The organism is Amaricoccus macauensis (assembly GCF_049800915.1).
GTDB lineage: Bacteria > Pseudomonadota > Alphaproteobacteria > Rhodobacterales > Rhodobacteraceae > Amaricoccus > Amaricoccus macauensis_A.
The window spans coordinates 715,498-733,639 of record NZ_JBNAFY010000001.1; the positions used below are offsets into that span (position 1 = coordinate 715,498).

Genomic DNA, 18,142 nt, shown 5'->3' on the forward strand with positions numbered 1-18,142 from the left:
GGGGGAGGGTCCCATGGCATACAGCGACATCTACGAGGGTTGGCAAAAAGACCCCGAGGCATTCTGGCTCCAAGCAGCAGAGGCCATCGACTGGGTCAGTCCGCCGCAGAAGGCGCTCGATGACAGCAACCCTCCGCTCTATGGCTGGTTCAGCGATGCGGTCTGCAATGTTTGCTACAACGCGGTTGACCGTCACGTGGAAGCCGGAAACGGCGACCGCGTGGCAATCATCTATGACAGCCCAATCACGGGCGCCAATGCCAAGATCACCTTCCGCGAACTTCAGGAAAAGACAGCAGCACTGGCCGGCGCACTTGCCGGAAAGGGTGTGGTGAAGGGCGACCGGGTCATTATCTACATGCCCATGGTCCCTGAGGCGCTCGTCGCTATGCTGGCTTGCGCGCGGCTGGGCGCGATCCATTCGGTCGTGTTTGGGGGCTTTGCCGGCCCTGAACTTGCTGTCCGGATCGAGGACGCCAGGCCGAAGGCGATCATCGCCTCATCCTGCGGTATCGAACCGGGTCGCGTCATTGCCTACAAGCCGATGCTCGATCAGGCCATCGAACTCTCAAGCCACAAGCCCGATTTCTGCGTGATCTTTCAGCGACCCGAGCAGGAGGTCGAACTGACCGAAGGCCGGGACGTCAACTGGGTAAAATTCGTCGAAGGCGTTACGCCTGCTCCCTGCGCGGACGTGGGTGGGATGGACCCGCTTTATATTCTCTATACGTCCGGGACGACTGGCCAACCCAAAGGCGTGGTGCGCCCGTCTGCGGGTTATATGGTCTCGTTGATGTGGACCATGAAGAGCATATACGACGTCGAAGGTGGTGACGTGTTCTGGAGTGCCTCGGATGTGGGATGGGTCGTCGGACATTCTTATATCTGCTATGGCCCGCTTCTCGCTGGCGCGACTACGATTGTCTTCGAAGGCAAGCCTGTCGGCACGCCGGACGCTGGAACCTTCTGGCGTGTAATCAATGAGCACGGAGTCAAGAGCTTCTTCACGGCCCCAACGGCTTTCCGGGCAATCAAGCGTGAAGACTCGAACGGTGAGTTCGTCAAGAAATACGATCTTTCCACGCTCAAGGGCCTGTTCCTTGCCGGGGAACGTGCCGACCCTGACACAATCATCTGGGCGCAGGATCACCTCAAGGTGCCGGTGATCGATCATTGGTGGCAAACGGAAACCGGATGGGCCATAGCGGCCAACCCAATGGGGATCGAGTTGTTGCCGATCAAGCTGGGCTCGCCGACCGTTCCGATGCCCGGATACGACGTGCAGATCCTAAGCGATGAGGGCCATCCACTTCCGCCGAATGAACTCGGTGCGGTTGCGATCAAACTGCCGATGCCCCCGGGAACGCTCTCCACGCTCTGGAATGCAGAGAAGCGCTATATAAGTTCCTACCTGACGACGTTCCCTGGCTACTATGAAACCGGAGATGCCGGGATCATCGATGAGGATGGGTATCTCGCGATCATGGCGCGTACCGACGACGTGATCAACGTTGCCGGGCACAGGCTCTCGACCGGAGCGATGGAGGAGGTCTTGGCCAATCATCCGGATGTTGCGGAATGCGCGGTCATCGGTGTTGCGGATTCGCTCAAGGGGCAGTTGCCCATGGGGTTCCTGTGCCTCAACAAAGGATGTGACCGCGACCATGACGAAATTTCGCGGGAATGCGTCAAGCTAGTTCGTGAGAAGATCGGTCCAGTTGCGGCCTTCAAGACCGCCATCGTCGTTGATCGCCTACCCAAGACGCGCTCAGGCAAGATCTTGCGCGGCGTCATGGCCAAGATCGCCGATGGTCAGGACTACAAGATGCCTGCAACGATCGATGATCCGGCGATCCTTGGGGAAATCGAAGAGTCGCTTGCCAGCATTGGATACGCGCAAGAAGCCTGATCCGGTTCCAGGTCCCGTTTGACCGAAAACCCGTCGCACTCGCTCTAGGGCTGGATCGGCCCTGGAACCTCAGGGGTCTCTCGGTCAGGGCAACGCAACCAAGACCCAAATTATGGAGGCAGGCGGAACGCTGACTTTCCGTTTGGCACGCTTCCATCTTTTTTGCCCGAAAGCTTGACGAATATCTGGCAGGACCTGCTTTGAGTTGTCATAATCGTTTGGCGATGGTTATGACGACAAAGCCTACCTCTCCGACCCTGTCGGCCGGGGATCAGATGGCTGGCAGGGGCGTGGGACTGTGTTGACACTGGCAAACCGATGGAGTCCGTCCGCTCTCAACTTGGGGCTGGCGGTTGTCATATGGGCGCTAATTGCCCAAGCAGCGTTTGCGAATGACGTCGCGCTGGTTCTGAGCCGCGGAACGGGCGATCCAGAAGATACGCTTGAGTTCACGCTTGCGGAGCTCGACGCGCTTCCCCAATCGACAATCAGAACTGAGAACGAATTTGCCGACGGGATGACGACTTATCGGGGGCCGCTCGTGCGTGATGTGCTCGAGCACCTGGGTATTGGAGATGCAGCTTTGCTGCGCTTTATCGCGGCAAACGATTACTTCGTCGATATACCTGCGTCTGATTTCAGGCGCTACAATGCAATTTTGGCAATGGAAGCTGATGGTACCCGCCTTTCGCGACGCGACAAGGGACCCCTTTGGTTGATGTATCCCCTGACAGACCACCCCGAGCTGCAGGGCGATCCGGTGTACATTACCCGTCTGATCTGGCAGCTCGTCCGGATTGAGGCTCTCTGATCGCGATGAAGCCACTGCCGAAATTCGTCGGACTAACGGTGCTGGTGGCGATGGCTGGTTTCATTGCGCTCGGGTTCATCTCGATCCGTCGCGACATCGACAACCTGCGTGTCATCAGCCAGGACAACATTTTGTGGTCGGCCACACAGATGGAAGTCGAGCTGCTTAGGTTTCAACTCAGCATTGCCAAACTTGGTGTCGAGCAAACAGAAGAAGCACTTGGAACTGCCAGGAACCGTTTTGACATTCTGTGGAGCCGTGTCTTCATGCTCGGAAAAGGCCGTGTAGGCGAGCTGATGCGGAAGTATGACGAGGGTCATGGCTCAATCGACGCGATCAGCGATTACCTCGAGGAGATTGATCCGGTCATTGCAAGTCTTGAAGTCGACGATACTGAAACGGTCGAAGCGCTATTGCAGTCCTTTGGGGCACTTCAGCAGGAACTGCGGCTCTACACACTTCGCGTGGTTCGTGCCGATACGGCAGAAAGCGCGTCGGTCCGAGAGCGTATCCAGTCCAGCTCCCAAGCCACCGGAGTCATCAGTCTCGCGGCCGTGTTGCTGAGTGTCTTCGCCCTGATACTAATTCTGCGCGAAAACCGGAGACAGCGGCACCTTGCGTTCATGAACCGGAAGGTAGCGGATTCTGCCGCACTCTCCAGCCGGGCAAAATCCAGGTTCCTCAGCATGATGAGCCACGAACTCCGCAATCCGTTGAATGGCATCCTGGGCCCCTTGGCCTTGCTGGGTCAGAGCAACCTCGCAACTTCACAGAAACGGCTCGTCGAGCAGGCCAAGAACTGCGGCCAGTCTATGGTGCAGATGCTGGCCGGCCTTCTTGACTACGGCGAGATGCAGGATGGCCGGTTCCGGCTCCGCCCGGCGCCATTCGCTGTTGCGACGCTTGCATCCTCCACAGGCCTTTCGCTTTCTTCCGATCTCTCTTCGGGGTTGCAGATCCGGGTTGCGTCTGGCACGCCCGCGCGCATTTGCGGCGATATCGACCGCATCCGTCAGATCCTCGTACACCTTTGCGAATATTTGGTGGAGGCAGTGCCGCCGGAAAGCGTGGAACTTGTATTTCGCTATGATGATGGCAAACTTTGCGTGGAAATCGTTCTCTGCGACTACACACCTGCGGTTGACTGGAAGCTCGACCTGCTGATGGGCCTTGGTGACGTCGCGCCCGATCAGGTATCCGCTGATGCCCTGAGACCGCTGATCGCGAGAGGCCTTGTTACGGCCTGCCGCGGAACGATCGATCTCGACACCCAGTCCGCTGGGCGGCGGGTCATAATTGTCCGGATACCGGCGGAAACAGTTGCGGACAACAGAATGCGTGTCAGACTGGAGACACGTTCAAGGACGATTGCCACAATCTATGAAGTCGCGCTGCGATCAGAGCGCGTATTGTTTCTTGAAGAAGAGGATACGACGCCAGCCGACGTGGTTCTGGTGGATGCAAATTGTCTCGGCGAGGATGCAATGATCCAACGATTACGCATCGCAAATCCGAACGCGCTTTTTGTCGCGCTTGGTCTTCCGACGAGGCCAGCGATGTTCGACGAAGTAGTCGAGAATCCGCGAGATATGGGGCATTTGAAAGACAGGATCTTTGATCGACTTGCGTCATGATTTTCATTTCGCAAAGCCTTTTGCTATTCGCAAATCTCTCGTGTATCATTCGCTGAAATGAGGGGGAGGTTTTCAACTCTTGCGTGCGTCAATTCGTGGTTCTACGAAGGAGGCAATTAGATTTCGGGGGAGAGCATGACGGCTATCGAGCCCAGCCTTGACCGTAAAAAGGTTATTGAAAGCAGCCGTTTGCCGGGTGTTGCCGAGACGGCAATGTTGACACATGATATCCGGACGTCCCTGAATGGCATTCTGGGTGGCCTTTGCACAATCGACCTATCTACATTGCCGGAAGAAACGAGACAGCAGCTGGAGCGCGTCCATGCAGCATCGCTCGTGCTTGCTTCGCTTGTTTCTCAAGCCATCGGTGACTCGCCAGATATCTCCGACGCCGGAGCTCTTGGAGCCACGACGAATCTCGAAGAATTCCAGGAGTTTCTCTGCCGTCGCTGGGATGGTGCTGCAGCGGGCAGGGATGTGGAGTTTGTGGTGGATGCCGAAGAAGGTCTTCCGTCAGCTTTGGACTGTCCGGCAGTCAACCTGTCCCGAATGGTGGGAAATCTGGTTTCAAATGCGATCCGTTACACGCAATCGGGCAGTGTTCATGTGAAACTCTCCCGAGCTCCCAAGGGCGGAATGGACATTGTCGTCAGGGACACTGGACCCGGTGTCGATGAATCCGTTCTGCGAGCCGTCTCGCGGCCCGGGTTCGGAGACGCGCTGCATATTGACGCGAGGAACCGGCTCGGACTGCAGATCGTAAAGTCGCTCGCCACCGAACTTGGAGGTCGTTTTTCGCTCCGAAATGCTGCGGAGGGCGGAACCGTGGCGGCCATCTGGCTGCCGGAGAGGCTATTCCTCTGGGACCACGGCGCCACCAAACCAAACCTTTCCCAGAACGCGTCCTTTCCGGCTCTTGCCGGGGCGCGTGTGCTTCTGGCGGAGGACAATCCGACAAATCAGATGGTCGCCACCCAGATGCTCTCTGCATTGGATGCGGTCGTATCTGTGGCAAGTGATGGTGTGGAAGCTCTCGAAGTTTTCTCACGGGAACAGTTTGATCTCGTCGTGGTCGATATCGAGATGCCGCGCCTGTCAGGGATCGATGTGATCAGGGCAATCCGGACTTTGCCTGACGTACGGAGCCGAATTCCCATCGTGGCGCTCACTGCCTATGCCATGCAAGAGCACAAGGAGAGGATCGCCAATGCCGGTGCGAACGGATTGATTTCGAAACCGATCACTGGGATTGCGGAGTTCGGACGCGCTCTTTCTGTCCATATGGAACCTACAACTGAAAAGACTCCAATTCCGAATACGGGTTCGCAGTTGGTCGAGGGAGCCGCAGTCGATCGCAGCATCTACGACACGCTTGTCGTCGCCGTGGGAGCGGATATGAGAGCCGAACTGCTCGATCGCGTGCTCGCGGATCTTGCCGGTGCAAGATCGGAACTAGGAGATTCCCTGGACCAGATGGATCTGAAAGCCGTGCGTTCTGCGTCTCATATCCTGATCTCGGTCGGAGGTGCCATCGGGGCCAATCACGTCGTCTCGGCCTCGCGTGACGTCAACGCAGCCGCGCATGATGAAGACCTTCGTGGGCTTCCGGACAAGATTGCCCAGTGTATCGACGAGCTGGACCGCGCGATTGCCTTTGTTGAGGGTGAACGCAGAATTCCGGAGACCGCCTGATGGCCAATCGCATTCTATTGGTCGAAGATACCGAAACGCTTTCGATGGTCTACAGTCAGGCGCTGATCCGTTATGGTCACGACGTAACCTGCGCCTACTCGCTGGCGGATGCCCGTGCCGCGCTGGAAGACTTCACTCCGAAACTACTTCTCCTCGACCTGCAATTGCCGGATGGAGATGGTCTCGAACTCCTTGAACAAGTTCAGGCGGAGCACCCCGATTTGCGGGTCATTGTCATAACAGCGAATGGTTCCATTTATCGCGCTGTACAGGCCATGCGTGCCGGTGCTTTCGACTTCCTCGTGAAACCATTTGATGATGCGCGTTTTGTCAATGCCGTGCAGAACGCACTTTCGAGCTTGCAGGACGTCGGGTCGAGTAGTGTTGCCGCCAACCCGGCGGATACGGATCTCGAGTCCCTCGGCTTTGAAGGTTTCATCGGCAAGTCGGAAGCCATGGGCGAGATCTATCGAATGATCCGCTCTATCGGTCGATCCACCGCTACGGTGTTCATCACGGGAGAAAGCGGGACCGGCAAGGATCTTTGCGCCCGGGCGATCCACGCCAACTCCACACGTGCACAGAAGACATTCGTGCCGCTCAATTGCGCCGCCATTCCGCGCGACCTCCTGGAATCAGAGGTCTTCGGTCATCTTAAGGGCTCGTTCACTGGCGCCCTGTCGGACAAGCCTGGCGCGGCTGCGATTGCCGATGGCGGGACGCTGTTTCTGGATGAAATTTGCGAGATGGATCTCTCGCTTCAAACCAAGCTGCTTCGCTTTCTGCAGACCTCGACAATCCAGCCCGTGGGCGCGTCGCGGCCGAAATCGGTGGATGTCCGCATTGTCTGCGCCACAAACCGCGATCCGCTTGCCGAGGTGCGCGCCGGGCGGTTCCGCGAAGATCTCTACTACAGGCTCCATGTGGTGCCAATTCACATGCCTCCGCTCCGTGATAGACCGGATGATGTGCTCGACATCGCCCAATCGAGCCTGCTCAGCTACGCCGAGGAAGAAGGGAAGCACTTCACCGGGTTCGACACCGAAACCATCGACATCCTTCGCAGTTATCCTTGGCCCGGCAACGTCCGGCAGTTGCTCAACGTCATACGGAACGTTGTGGTTCTGCACGAAGGGCCGCTGGTGCAGCGAAGCATGTTGCCGGGTGACATGCACGCTCCGGTCGGCATTTCGCAGGTGGGGGTTCCCTCTCCAATTGCCAGCAACATTGAGAATACCGTTCCTCCGGCACCGAATGGAACGGACGCGAAAAACAATCCCGTCGCGGCTCTTGTCGGGCTTCCACTCGCGGAAGTAGAGCGGGACTTCATCGAGGCGACGATTGCCCATTGCGAAGGCTCGATTCCGCGCGCCGCGAAGGTACTGGGGCTGTCCCCATCGACGGTCTATCGCAAGCTGGAAAGCTGGAACAACGTGGAAAAGACTGCCTGATCGGCACTTGCCAATGCCCCGTCGCCGCGCTCATAGTCTCGTTCGCGATATCCGGGGGAAACATGGATCTGATCAAGGTAGCCCTGGCCGCACAGGCCCAAGCACACGCGCCTTATTCCGGCTTCAAGGTGGGTGCCGCTCTTCTCGCTGACGACGGAGAGGTCTATTCCGGTTGCAACGTCGAGAATGTCGCCTTTCCGGAAGGCACATGTGCCGAGGCCGGTGCCATTTCTGCCATGATCCTCGGCGGTGCGCGTGAAATCCGGGAAATCGTGGTGGCGGCCGACAGCCCACTGCCGGTGCCGCCTTGCGGTGGCTGCCGCCAGAAGATCGCGGAGTTTGCCAAGCCAGGGACCGTCATCGTGATGGCAGGCCCTGAAGGCGAGAAGGGCCGCACGACCTTGGGCGAACTCCTGCCGGGCAGTTTTGGTGCGGATCATATGGATCGGGCGGAAAAATGAGCGCTAGCAGCGAATTGGAAACAACAGCACGCCGTGCGATTGTATGTCTCGACCTGACAAATCTCGAGGACAATTGCACCGAAGCCGACGTCGATACGCTTTGCAAACGGGCTCAGACCCGCGAAGGCTCGGTAGCGGCAGTTTGCGTCTGGCCACGTTTCGTGGCCCAAGCCTCGGGGGCCTTGAAGGGAACCGGCGTCCACGTGGCGACCGTGGTCAATTTTCCATCCGGGGCCGAACCGATCGAGGACGTGAAGCTGGTAACGGAGAAGGCTCTTGAGGCTGGCGCGGACGAGATCGATCTGGTGATTCCCTATCGAGCCCTGATGGATGGCGATCCGGAGGCCGTGGAGCGTTGTGTCGCAGACGTGCGGAAGGTTTGCGGTAGCGCGCCGCTCAAGGCCATTCTGGAAACCGGTGAACTGAAGGATGCAGCGCTGATCAGGGACGCCGCCGAGCGCGCCCTTCGGGGCGGAGCGGATTACCTGAAGACATCGACCGGGAAAGTCTCGGTCAACGCGACCCCGGAAGCCGCAGAAATCATGCTGCATGCGATCAAGACATCCGGGAGCAGCGCGGGCCTGAAGGTCTCCGGCGGGATCCGGACGACGGAGGATGCCAAGACCTACTTCGCGATCTGCGACGACCTGATGGGGGGGAGCTGGGCTGGCCCGCGCAACTTCCGCATCGGAGCCTCGGGGTTGTTGGATGCTTTGCTCGAAACCTTGGGTGGCTCATCTGCAGAACTGAATGAAGACAGCTACTGATGCTCGTACAGGAAATCATCGCGGCGAAACGTGACGGTGGATCGCTTTCACCAGAACAGATCAGACAGTTGATCGAGGGGCTCACGCGGGACTCGGTCACGGAGGGGCAGGTCGCGGCCTTTGCCATGGCGGTGTTCTTCCGCGGGCTGGACGTGAGCGAACGCGTGGCGCTCACAGAGGCGATGCGCGACAGCGGCGACGTTCTGAAATGGGACCTACCAGGGCCTGTTGTCGACAAGCATTCCACCGGTGGCGTGGGCGACAATGTGAGCCTGATGCTGGCGCCGGCCTTGGCCGCTTGCGGAGCGTTTGTCCCGATGATTTCGGGACGCGGCCTTGGGCATACTGGCGGGACGCTCGACAAGTTCGATGCAATCCCAGGCTACACCACGCAGCCCGATGCGGAAACCTTCTCTCGCGTCGTTCGCGATGTGGGATGCGCGGTCATAGGCCAGACAGCGGATATCGCCCCCGCCGACAAGCGGTTCTATGCGATCCGGGATGTCACCGCGACCGTCGAGTCGATCGACCTGATCACGGCATCGATCCTCTCCAAGAAGCTTGCTGCGGGGCTCGATACGCTGATCCTCGATGTGAAGACTGGATCCGGCGCTTTCATGGCCCGGGAAGATGACGCCCGCGCTCTTGCCCAGGCGTTGACGGATGTGGCCAACGGGGCAGGATGCAAAACGCGCGCCCTGATCACGGACATGAACGAACCACTTGCCACGGCCGCCGGCAACGCGCTCGAAATGGCCAATGCGGTGCGGTTCCTGAGAGGTGACGCTGTCGACAGCCGGCTTTGGGACGTCACAGTGGCACTGGGTGCGGAAGCGCTGGCCATGTCCGGGCTGGCGGATGATCCGGCCTCTGGTGCCGAGATGATCGACAGGGCGTTTGAAAGTGGCGCTGCGAGTGAGAAATTCAGCGAGATGGTCGCGGCACTCGGTGGGCCAACCGATTTCGTGGATCGGTTCGAGCACTATCTCGTGACATCCGACGAGAGTGCGGATGTCACCGCCGATCAGGCCGGCTTCGTGACGGCGATCGATACGCGCGCGTTGGGTTTTGCAGTCGTAGAACTCGGCGGCGGACGACAGCGTGCCACCGACTTGATCGACTATGGCGTTGGGCTCGAAGGGTTGATCGGACTTGGCGCGTCGGTCGATCCCGACACGCCGCTTGCGCGCATTCATGCGGCAACACCCGAAGCCTTGGAAACAGCCAAAGCCAGGGTGCTTTCTGCGTACACGATCAGTGAGGCGCCCAGCGAGGAAGCCCCACTCATCGCTGGAAAGATCACCTGATGGCACGCGCATTTCTTCTCGTAATGGACTCCGTCGGTTGCGGCGGGGCCCCGGACGCGGCCGAATTCGGCGACGAGGGGGCGAACACGCTTGGTCACATCATTCAGGCCTGTGCCGAAGGCCGGGCGGAGGAAGGCCGGAGCGGCCCCCTCAAACTGCCAAACATGGCAAGGCTCGGCCTTGGGGCTGCGATCCGCGCAGCTTCGGAAATCGACTTGCCCGGATTTGACGAGGTTCCACAGGGCATTTGGGGTGCGGCTACCGAGATCAGCCAAGGCAAGGATACTCCTTCAGGGCACTGGGAACTCACGGGAGTCCCCGTTCCGTGGGACTGGCACTATTTTCCAGACGGCGATCCCTCGATCCCGACAGAGATCACCAACCGCATGGCGGCAGAGGGCGGACTGCCCGGAACCCTTTGCAATCGTCACTATTCGGGCATTCCGGTCATCGAGGATTTCGGTGAGGAGCATCTGCGCACCGGCAAGCCGATTGTCTACACATCCGTGGACAGTGTGCTGCAGATCGCGGCGCACGAGGATCATTTCGGTCTCGACCGGCTGCTGGAACTCTGTGAACTGACTGCACGGATCGTGCATCCGATGCGTCTTGGGCGCGTGATCGCGCGACCCTTTGTCGGGGAGGATCGGGCAAGCTTCCGTCGCACTCCGCAACGCCGCGACTATGCCATCGCGCCGCCGGAGGATACGCTCCTTGATCGGGTCGTGAAAGCAGGCGGAAAAACCCATGCGATCGGCAAGATAGGCGACATTTTCGCACACAGGGCCATAACAACGCTCTCGAAGGCGAAGGACGACATGGGGCTGGTGGATGAAACCGTCAGGGTCCTGCGCGAGGCCGAGACCGGGGATTTCGTTTTTGCCAACTACGTCGAATTCGATTCCCTCTATGGTCATCGGCGGGACGTTTCAGGCTACGCACGCGCCCTGGAGACCTTTGATGCACGTATTCCCGAGATGGAAGCGCAACTCGGGCCCGGCGACCTCATGATTATCACCGCCGATCACGGCAATGATCCAACCTTCCGAGGTGCGGATCACACGCGCGAGCGGGTGCCGGTGATCGGAACCGGGCCCGGAATACCCCCCAAGTGTTTGGGCCCGATGAATTTTGCCGATGTTGGCGAAACCCTCGCGGCCCATCTGAGGCTCGCGCCCGGTCGGCACGGGACGAACAGGCTGTAAAGGAGTAGCGAGGAGCAATGATTCATCCCAACCTCACCGTTGTCGATCACCCATTGGTACAGCACAAGCTGACGATCATGCGAGATCTCGAGACCTCTACCGCAGGGTTTCGGAGGCTTCTTCGCGAGATCAGCCTGCTGCTGGCCTATGAAGTGACGCGGGATCTGCCGCTGGAAACCCGCAAGATCCGGACGCCCATGGAAGAGATGGATGCGCCCATTCTCGAGGGTAAGAAGCTCGCACTGGTCTCCATCCTGCGTGCGGGAAATGGGCTTCTCGACGGCGTTCTGGAGCTTATTCCGGCCGCGCGTGTCGGCTTTGTCGGTCTGTATCGCGACGAGGAGACGCTTCAGCCGGTCCAGTATTACAACAAGCTGCCATCCGACATGGACGCCCGCACGGCCATCGCTGTGGATCCGATGCTGGCCACTGGCAATTCTTCGGCTGCCGCGGTGGATCTCATCAAGGAGGCGGGCGCGCGCGATATCCGTTTTCTGTGTCTACTGGCGGCTCCGGAGGGGGTCAAACGCATGGCGGAGGCGCATCCTGACGTGCCGATAATAACGGCGTCACTTGATCGCGGCCTCAACGAGAAGGGCTATATCCTTCCTGGGCTGGGCGATGCGGGCGACCGCATGTTCGGCACGAAGTAGCGGCCAGGCCGCTACCAGCTTTCGTAATATGGCTGCCTGCGAACCAGAATATTGAATGTTTTCGGCTGGTTGATGGTGCCGAGGATGAAAGCCTGGCGGCGGGCAGCCCGCCATTCCGGTTCGGGCGAGACGGCGGGGCCACGGGTGATGGTGACGCCCTCGATCGGCTCCGTGGTTTCCATCGCGAAGGCTGCAGGCGCGGAGGCCAGTGCGAGCGCCATGAAAAAGGCCAGTCTGATCATTGGCTTGGCTCCTGCGTGGGGTCGTGATTAACGAATATTAACGCGCGCGCGGTTTGTCGTCCACGATGCCGGTGCGGCTTGGTAAACCGGCCTGCAGGCCGCCGAATGCGGAAGTTTTTCGGATATGGAATCGGTATGGTTTGCGTATGGAAACTGTATGGCAAATTGCCAGATGCCGCTCCTGAACCCGCCGGAAGATCACGCCCCGCCGCTGAGGACGTAGATCGCCAGCGCCCAGAACGGCAGGGCGGAGAAGAAGGCGAGATAGGCCCGGCGGACGTGGCGGTATTTGCTCCGGGCAATGCCTGAGGTGACGTAGCACTGCTCGGTGAGATCCTCGACGTAGGATGTCGGCGTGAGGCCGGAGACGACGGCGCGAAACTCCTCGAGGCTGCGGTTCGAGACATCGCCGAAGAAGAGGATCGAGGTGCCGCTGTCCTTCCTCACGCGCGGCACGAGGGCCATCGCCATGAAGAAATAGGTGAGGATAACCGGCACGGCGGAGAGCACGAGATAGAGGGCAGGGAGGCCCTCCACGCCCGAGCCGCGAAACATCGCGCCGAGTATCCCCGCCATGGCGGTGGTGGTGGGCACGAGCAGGGTGATCTTGGCGTCGGACGCCCGGATCGCCGCAAGCTGCCGCTCGAGATTTTCCTCCAGCAGCCGGGCGGTTTCGGCCGGGCTCAGGCTCTGATCCGCCATGCGGGTGATGTCGGGCGCAGCGTTCATCACATGGGTCCTGGAAATATCCTCCGAGGCGCGCAGAGCGGTATTGAGCGCGCGATCCTCTGACTAAGGATGACGGGGGGCGGCGCTGTCAAGCGCGCGGATGGTCTGGGTGTGGGCAAACACACTTTGGGCGGTCCCGAGCTGGTGTAGGGCTATCGCATGGAGACATCAGAGGAATTTGAGCATGACGGCGCTTTTTGATGCGTGGATGGCGGTCTTCCGGGCGCCGCTTTCGGGCAATGTGACCCAGGATATCGACCCGAGATTCTTCTCGCCGACGGTGAACGTCGATATCGCGGGCGATGGCCGGCTCGAGGGCCGGATCGTGCGCAATGTGGCGAGCTATGGCCGCCAGCTCGACACGGTTATCGACACCGTGCTGCGGCTGGCCGAGAAGACCGGGACGGACGCCGGTGAACTGGCGGGGCTCTCGGCGCGGATCGAGGCGGAGAAACTGGACCATCGCGCGACGCTCCGGGAGCGGGCCGAGGACGCGCTCACCGACCTCCTGCGAGACGATCCCGAGGCTTATCGGGAACTGGTGCGGGGGTTGAGGTAGGGGCGGCGCCGGTAATGGCTTCGGAACGGGATTATTTATTTTTTAACAGCAACTTGGCCCATGCAGTTTCAATGCATATTCCATACATATTTCATGCATACGATTTGCGTGCTCGGGTGAGGAGTTAACGGAGCGGTTCAGTTCCAAGTATGGCGGGCCCCGGCGTACCTATAGCGTGGTGATGCAAGTAGGCGCGTCGAGGATCGCGTGAGCGGGATGCCGGTGGCACGTGGCGCTGGTCCATGGGTCAACCCAGCGTTCTAACACCTCTTTCTACGTCTGAAAAAATCAAAGAACAGTCCGGTTACAGAGAATAACGATAATATATGCATTATATATACCGGCAGAAAAGAGGATAGACCACTTGATTCATGATCCCTGTATATTAATAATATTGACGTTGGAAGGAAAAATACAAATATCACTAGAAAATATAGTAGGGTATTGTAGATTTCCGCTCTTTTTGAGCTTGGAAAAGCGAATTCTTTCGAGCTGCTATTATTTATGATCAACGTATTCTGCATTCTGAAAAGCAAAAATGATCCCAAAAGTGCAACAAATACACAAAATATAACTATTAGAATAGAAAACGTCTTATTTGCTATATAGGCAAAGGATAGGCAAATTGCCCAAGCTGAAACCATTTCTATCGCAATGATTTTACCCTTTCTATCTCTTATAGCCAAGATGAACATTGTAGGCTGCCCTCCCAGGATGAGCGCGCGTTGTTGTGCAGCGAGTATCAGATCCAATTGTTAATACTGATTTTTTCTGCGATTTGGGTTCAGCGCACGGATGTAGTCCACCAGATCAAAAAGGCGGGCCCACGGCCGAAGACGGCCTAGCGAGGAACGCGCCAGCGGGGTGCCAGTGGCACGCCGTGCGATCCGATCGACCAGAGCGCCATGCGCGGAGGTCGAGGGGGGTCAATCTTTCCCCAATGGTCAGGTGAGAGACGCGCGGGCGCATCATGGTGAATGCGTGTCTTTGGCACGACGCAAGCGCGAAAGCGCGCAGCCGTGTCACGCTGAAAGCGTGCTTGCTGCACGACACGGGTTGCGTGGCTCGATTTGCTACGGGTCAATTCGAAAAAAAATAGAAGCGATGACTCTTCTTTCGGCGCGTCAGTTGCAAATTCACAACGCGGTTCGATCTACCGCGTGTAAGATTAAGTTGAGTGGACTTGACTCCAAGAGAATTCGATTTCGCGGTTAATCAGAATGGGCTGGCTCAAGCGACGAGACGGCTGCCGCAAAAGGCGGCAGCATCAGGCCTGGCGATGGATTTCACCTTTTTTGGGAAATATACTTCAAGAATATTTGGGGAGTTATTTCACGCGCGAGATTGAGGTAGCGTGGGGTATCGCCACATTTCCTGAGGATCGCGTCAGCGGGGCTCCGGGGGAGCGCCGCGTGCGCCGGCGGTCTAAAATGCGGTAAAAGCGGGATCAAGAGTCCCAAACGGCTATTTGTGAGATAAGAATCTTAACTGTCACGATGCTTAGCCTATTTCGTTGTTTGAATCTTTCTCAACCTCCAAAGCACTCTCATTGACGGGTCGAGGCTCCTTCTTGCATCATTGTACTCCTCCCTTTCTATGAGAGCTGAAATCGAATTTTCTCCAAAGCTCGACGCGCCACTGAGGCTTGGAAATAACAGAAACGACAAAAGTGAAACTGACGCTCTACCTATGCACGCAACTTTCCTGATCGACCTCCGTTCCATGAGTTTTTTGTATTTTATTTCAAGCGCATGTATTCTAGGAAAAATCAGGTCCCTAATCATTTCTTCAGTATCCATTCCGGGGTTCTTGTCGATGATTTCGCGCAATTCGCGCCTCAACTCGAATAGGACGTCTTCTTCGTCTTCAATTATTCTGTGGAGTAGATCAAAAGGAATGTCAGCTATGAACGGTATACATAAATCAAATAACCCAATCTCATCTTGTTTCTGAGCCTCGTATCTCTTGACTCCCAAATAATTTAGCTCACGTTCAAGCTTCCAAATGTCGGGACCATCAACGAGGCTACCTGTCTCTCTACTGCCGTCCTGGCCAACGTAAGCAAAAAGGTTTGCGCGAGATGGTCTTACAATCAATCTCCCAGACTCGAGGGCAGGCATTAGTTTCTCTATCAATTTAGTGTTAGCTTCACCTTTCCAATAGTAGAATCTTGGAGTGACTTCCAAGTTGTATCCAAGGAACAATTTTGCCTGTGCTTCCATCGGCATCGCAAACAGTGGATTTAGGTGACTGATCTTTCTATTTTCCTTATTGAATGCAAATGGATAACTGGGCAGACCATAAGCAGGAAGCTCAATTGTAGAAAGGTCGTAATTCAGGCATAAAAATCTAGCGATATTTAAAAAGTCTCTGCTTGATATAGAATCTTCATTCCACGAATATTTAGCATCGTAGTCTGTTTTTAGACCCTGGAATGCTTCGATCGAGCTTTCAAACCTTGGAAATTGATCAATATATCTTTCGTGAATACCTTCTATCGTTGAGTCGCGTAGTAAGTTTCGAGCTATACCGGGCGGGGTCAGGTCCATGTCAATACACACTAGAAATCATTATCTTTAAACCATTATTCAGTTCGTTCACTTGTTGTAAAGGATCAAGCCAACTGAAGCGACGAGAAGGCTGCCGCAAAAGGCGGCAGCATCAGGCCTGGCGGTGGATTTCACCTTATTTGGAAAATATACTTCAAGACTATTTGGGGAATTATTTCACGTGTCCATGCCGCACGATAAATTACTGCGCGGCACGCTGGAGTCTTGTTGGTTCGCATGCCGAAGAGCGCGAAACCGGTGCCCACTTTTTCGCGGCATGCTGGAGGCTTGATTTGTTCGCATGCCGAGGAGCGCAAAACCGGTACCCACTTTTGCGCGGCATGCTTACCTAATCATCCATCTTCAGCGCGTTGATGAAGGCTTCCTGCGGGATCTCGACGCGGCCGAACTGGCGCATCTTCTTCTTGCCCGCCTTCTGCTTGTCGAGCAGCTTGCGCTTTCGGCTCACGTCGCCGCCGTAGCACTTGGCCGTCACGTCCTTGCGGAGCGCGGAGATCGTCTCGCGGGCGATGATCCGCCCGCCGATGGCCGCCTGGATCGGGATCTTGAAGAGATGCTGGGGGATGAGTTCCTTGAGCTTCTCGCACATGACCCGGCCGCGGGCCTCGGCGCGGGCGCGGTGCACCATGGTCGAAAGCGCGTCCACCGGTTCGTCGTTAACGAGGATCTGCATCTTCACCAGGTCGTCTTCCTGGTAGCCGATCACCTGGTAGTCGAAGGAGGCGTAGCCCTTGGTGACGGATTTCAATCGGTCGTAGAAGTCGAAGACCACCTCGTTCAGGGGCAGATCGTAGACCACCATGGCGCGGGTGCCGGCGTAGGTGAGGTCGAGCTGGATGCCGCGGCGGTCCTGGCAGAGCTTGAGCACGTCGCCGAGGAATTCGTCGGGCACGAGGATGGTCGCCTTGATGCGCGGCTCCTCGATATGGTCGATCTTGACCATCTCGGGCATGTCGGCGGGGTTGTGCAGCTCCATCATCGAGCCGTCGTTGAGAAAGATCTTGTAGATGACCGAGGGCGCGGTGGTGATGAGGTCGAGATCGTATTCGCGCTCGAGCCGGTCGCGGATCACCTCGAGGTGCAGGAGGCCGAGGAAACCGCAGCGGAAGCCGAAGCCGAGGGCAGCGGAGGTCTCCATTTCGGAGGAGAAGCTGGCGTCATTGAGCTGGAGCTTCTCGATGGCGTCGCGCATGTCCTCGAAGTCGGCGGCGTCGATCGGGAAGAGACCACAGAACACCACCGGCTGGGCGGGTTTGAAGCCGGGCAGGGCCTTTTCGCAGCCCTTCTTCTCGGTGGTGATGGTGTCGCCCACGCGGGTGTCGCGGACCTGCTTGATCGAGGCGGTGAGAAAGCCGAGCTCGCCCGGATAGAGCGCGTCCACGGGCAGCATGCCGGGGCGGAAATGGCCGACGCGGTCGACGGGGTAGGTGGCGCCGGTCTGCATCATCTTGATCTTGTCGCCCTTCTTCAGCACGCCGTCGAAGATGCGCACGAGGACGACCACGCCGAGGTAGGCGTCATACCAGCTGTCGACGAGCATGGCCTTGAGCGGTGCGTCCGTCTCGCCGGAGGGGGCGGGCAGGCGGGTGACGATGGCTTCCAGCACGTCGGGGATGCCGAGGCCGGTCTTGGCGGAGATCTCGACCGCCTCGGAGGCGTCGATGCCGATCACGTCCTCGATCTGCTCCTTGACCCGGTCGGGTTCGGCGGCGGGCAGGTCGATCTTGTTGAGGACGGGCACGATCTCGTGGTCGGCGTCGATGGCCTGGTAGACATTGGCCAGCGTCTGCGCCTCGACGCCCTGGCTGGCATCGACCACCAGCAGCGAACCCTCGACCGCGCGCATGGAGCGGGAGACCTCGTAGGCGAAGTCGACGTGGCCCGGCGTGTCGATGAGATTGAGGATGTAGGTGAGCCCGTCCTTGGCGGTATATTCGATGCGGACGGTCTGGGCCTTGATGGTGATGCCGCGCTCGCGCTCGATGTCCATCGTGTCGAGGAGCTGCGCCTTCATTTCGCGCTCCGACACCGTGTTGGTGGACTGGATGAGCCGGTCGGCCAGGGTGGATTTCCCGTGGTCGATATGGGCGACGATGGAGAAGTTTCGGATGCGCGAGATATCGGTCATTCGCGCGATATCGCCGGGTTTTTG

At 58.0% G+C, this 18,142-nt stretch carries 16 protein-coding genes; 11 read left to right on the forward strand and 5 right to left on the reverse strand.

Translation table 11 applies throughout. The features are described from left to right. Positions 1-13 precede the first annotated feature (13 nt). From ACP15W_RS03220 to upp, 10 genes are all read left to right on the forward strand, one after another. Positions 14-1,909 (forward strand): propionyl-CoA synthetase, encoded by a 1,896-nt coding sequence (locus tag ACP15W_RS03220; RefSeq protein ID WP_424931381.1) that lies wholly within the window; start codon positions 14-16, stop codon positions 1,907-1,909. 298 nt (positions 1,910-2,207) lie between these two features. Continuing rightward, positions 2,208-2,720 (forward strand): molybdopterin-dependent oxidoreductase, encoded by a 513-nt coding sequence (locus ACP15W_RS03225; RefSeq protein ID WP_424931382.1) that lies wholly within the window; start codon positions 2,208-2,210, stop codon positions 2,718-2,720. Between the two features lie 5 nt (positions 2,721-2,725). Next, positions 2,726-4,354 carry a sensor histidine kinase gene (locus tag ACP15W_RS03230; RefSeq protein ID WP_424931383.1) on the forward strand — a complete coding sequence of 543 codons (1,629 nt, stop codon included), beginning with the start codon at positions 2,726-2,728 and terminating at the stop codon, positions 4,352-4,354. A 213-nt stretch (positions 4,355-4,567) separates the two neighbouring features. Continuing rightward, on the forward strand, positions 4,568-6,046 hold the full coding sequence (locus ACP15W_RS03235; RefSeq protein ID WP_424931384.1) for a response regulator: 1,479 nt from the start codon (positions 4,568-4,570) through the stop codon (positions 6,044-6,046). Continuing rightward, the gene (locus ACP15W_RS03240; protein ID WP_424931385.1) at positions 6,046-7,497 is read left to right on the forward strand and encodes a sigma-54-dependent transcriptional regulator; all 1,452 of its coding nucleotides are present in this window, start codon (positions 6,046-6,048) and stop codon (positions 7,495-7,497) included. The genes ACP15W_RS03235 and ACP15W_RS03240 overlap by 1 nt, the downstream gene beginning before the upstream one ends. A 62-nt stretch (positions 7,498-7,559) precedes the next feature. Next, positions 7,560-7,958, forward strand: coding sequence for a cytidine deaminase (locus ACP15W_RS03245; protein ID WP_424931386.1), 399 nt, complete (start codon positions 7,560-7,562; stop codon positions 7,956-7,958). Next, entirely contained in the window at positions 7,955-8,725 is a 771-nt protein-coding gene (gene deoC, locus ACP15W_RS03250; protein ID WP_424931387.1) for a deoxyribose-phosphate aldolase, read from the forward strand. Before ACP15W_RS03245 ends, deoC begins: the two co-directional genes overlap by 4 nt. Continuing rightward, the gene (gene deoA, locus ACP15W_RS03255) at positions 8,725-10,032 is read left to right on the forward strand and encodes a thymidine phosphorylase (protein ID WP_424931388.1); all 1,308 of its coding nucleotides are present in this window, start codon (positions 8,725-8,727) and stop codon (positions 10,030-10,032) included. Before deoC ends, deoA begins: the two co-directional genes overlap by 1 nt. Beyond that, positions 10,032-11,237, forward strand: coding sequence for a phosphopentomutase (locus ACP15W_RS03260; protein WP_424931389.1), 1,206 nt, complete (start codon positions 10,032-10,034; stop codon positions 11,235-11,237). Before deoA ends, ACP15W_RS03260 begins: the two co-directional genes overlap by 1 nt. Before the next feature lie 17 nt (positions 11,238-11,254). Then, the gene (upp, locus tag ACP15W_RS03265) at positions 11,255-11,890 is read left to right on the forward strand and encodes a uracil phosphoribosyltransferase (RefSeq protein WP_424931390.1); all 636 of its coding nucleotides are present in this window, start codon (positions 11,255-11,257) and stop codon (positions 11,888-11,890) included. A gap of 11 nt (positions 11,891-11,901) precedes the next feature. On the opposite strand, the gene ACP15W_RS03270 is transcribed toward upp, so the two are convergent. Both ACP15W_RS03270 and ACP15W_RS03275 read right to left on the reverse strand, forming a co-directional pair. Further along, positions 11,902-12,132 (reverse strand): hypothetical protein, encoded by a 231-nt coding sequence (locus tag ACP15W_RS03270; RefSeq protein ID WP_424931391.1) that lies wholly within the window; start codon positions 12,130-12,132, stop codon positions 11,902-11,904. A gap of 198 nt (positions 12,133-12,330) precedes the next feature. Further along, positions 12,331-12,861, reverse strand: a complete 531-nt coding sequence (locus ACP15W_RS03275; RefSeq protein WP_424931392.1) for a Pycsar system effector family protein — start codon at positions 12,859-12,861, stop codon at positions 12,331-12,333. Positions 12,862-13,045: 184 nt separating this feature from the next. On the opposite strand from ACP15W_RS03275, the gene ACP15W_RS03280 reads away from it, so the two are divergent. Next, positions 13,046-13,420, forward strand: a complete 375-nt coding sequence (locus ACP15W_RS03280; protein WP_424931393.1) for a hypothetical protein — start codon at positions 13,046-13,048, stop codon at positions 13,418-13,420. A gap of 260 nt (positions 13,421-13,680) precedes the next feature. Here the strand turns inward: ACP15W_RS03280 and ACP15W_RS03285 are convergent, their stop codons facing one another. From ACP15W_RS03285 to lepA, 3 genes are all read right to left on the reverse strand, one after another. Continuing rightward, positions 13,681-14,172, reverse strand: coding sequence for a PTS sugar transporter subunit IIC (locus ACP15W_RS03285; protein ID WP_424931394.1), 492 nt, complete (start codon positions 14,170-14,172; stop codon positions 13,681-13,683). 753 nt (positions 14,173-14,925) lie between these two features. After that, entirely contained in the window at positions 14,926-15,969 is a 1,044-nt protein-coding gene (locus tag ACP15W_RS03290) for a hypothetical protein (RefSeq protein WP_424931395.1), read from the reverse strand. Positions 15,970-16,318: 349 nt separating this feature from the next. After that, complete coding sequence (gene lepA / locus ACP15W_RS03295; RefSeq protein ID WP_424931396.1) at positions 16,319-18,118, reverse strand: translation elongation factor 4; 1,800 nt, start codon at positions 18,116-18,118, stop codon at positions 16,319-16,321. Between the last annotated feature and the right edge of the window lie 24 nt (positions 18,119-18,142).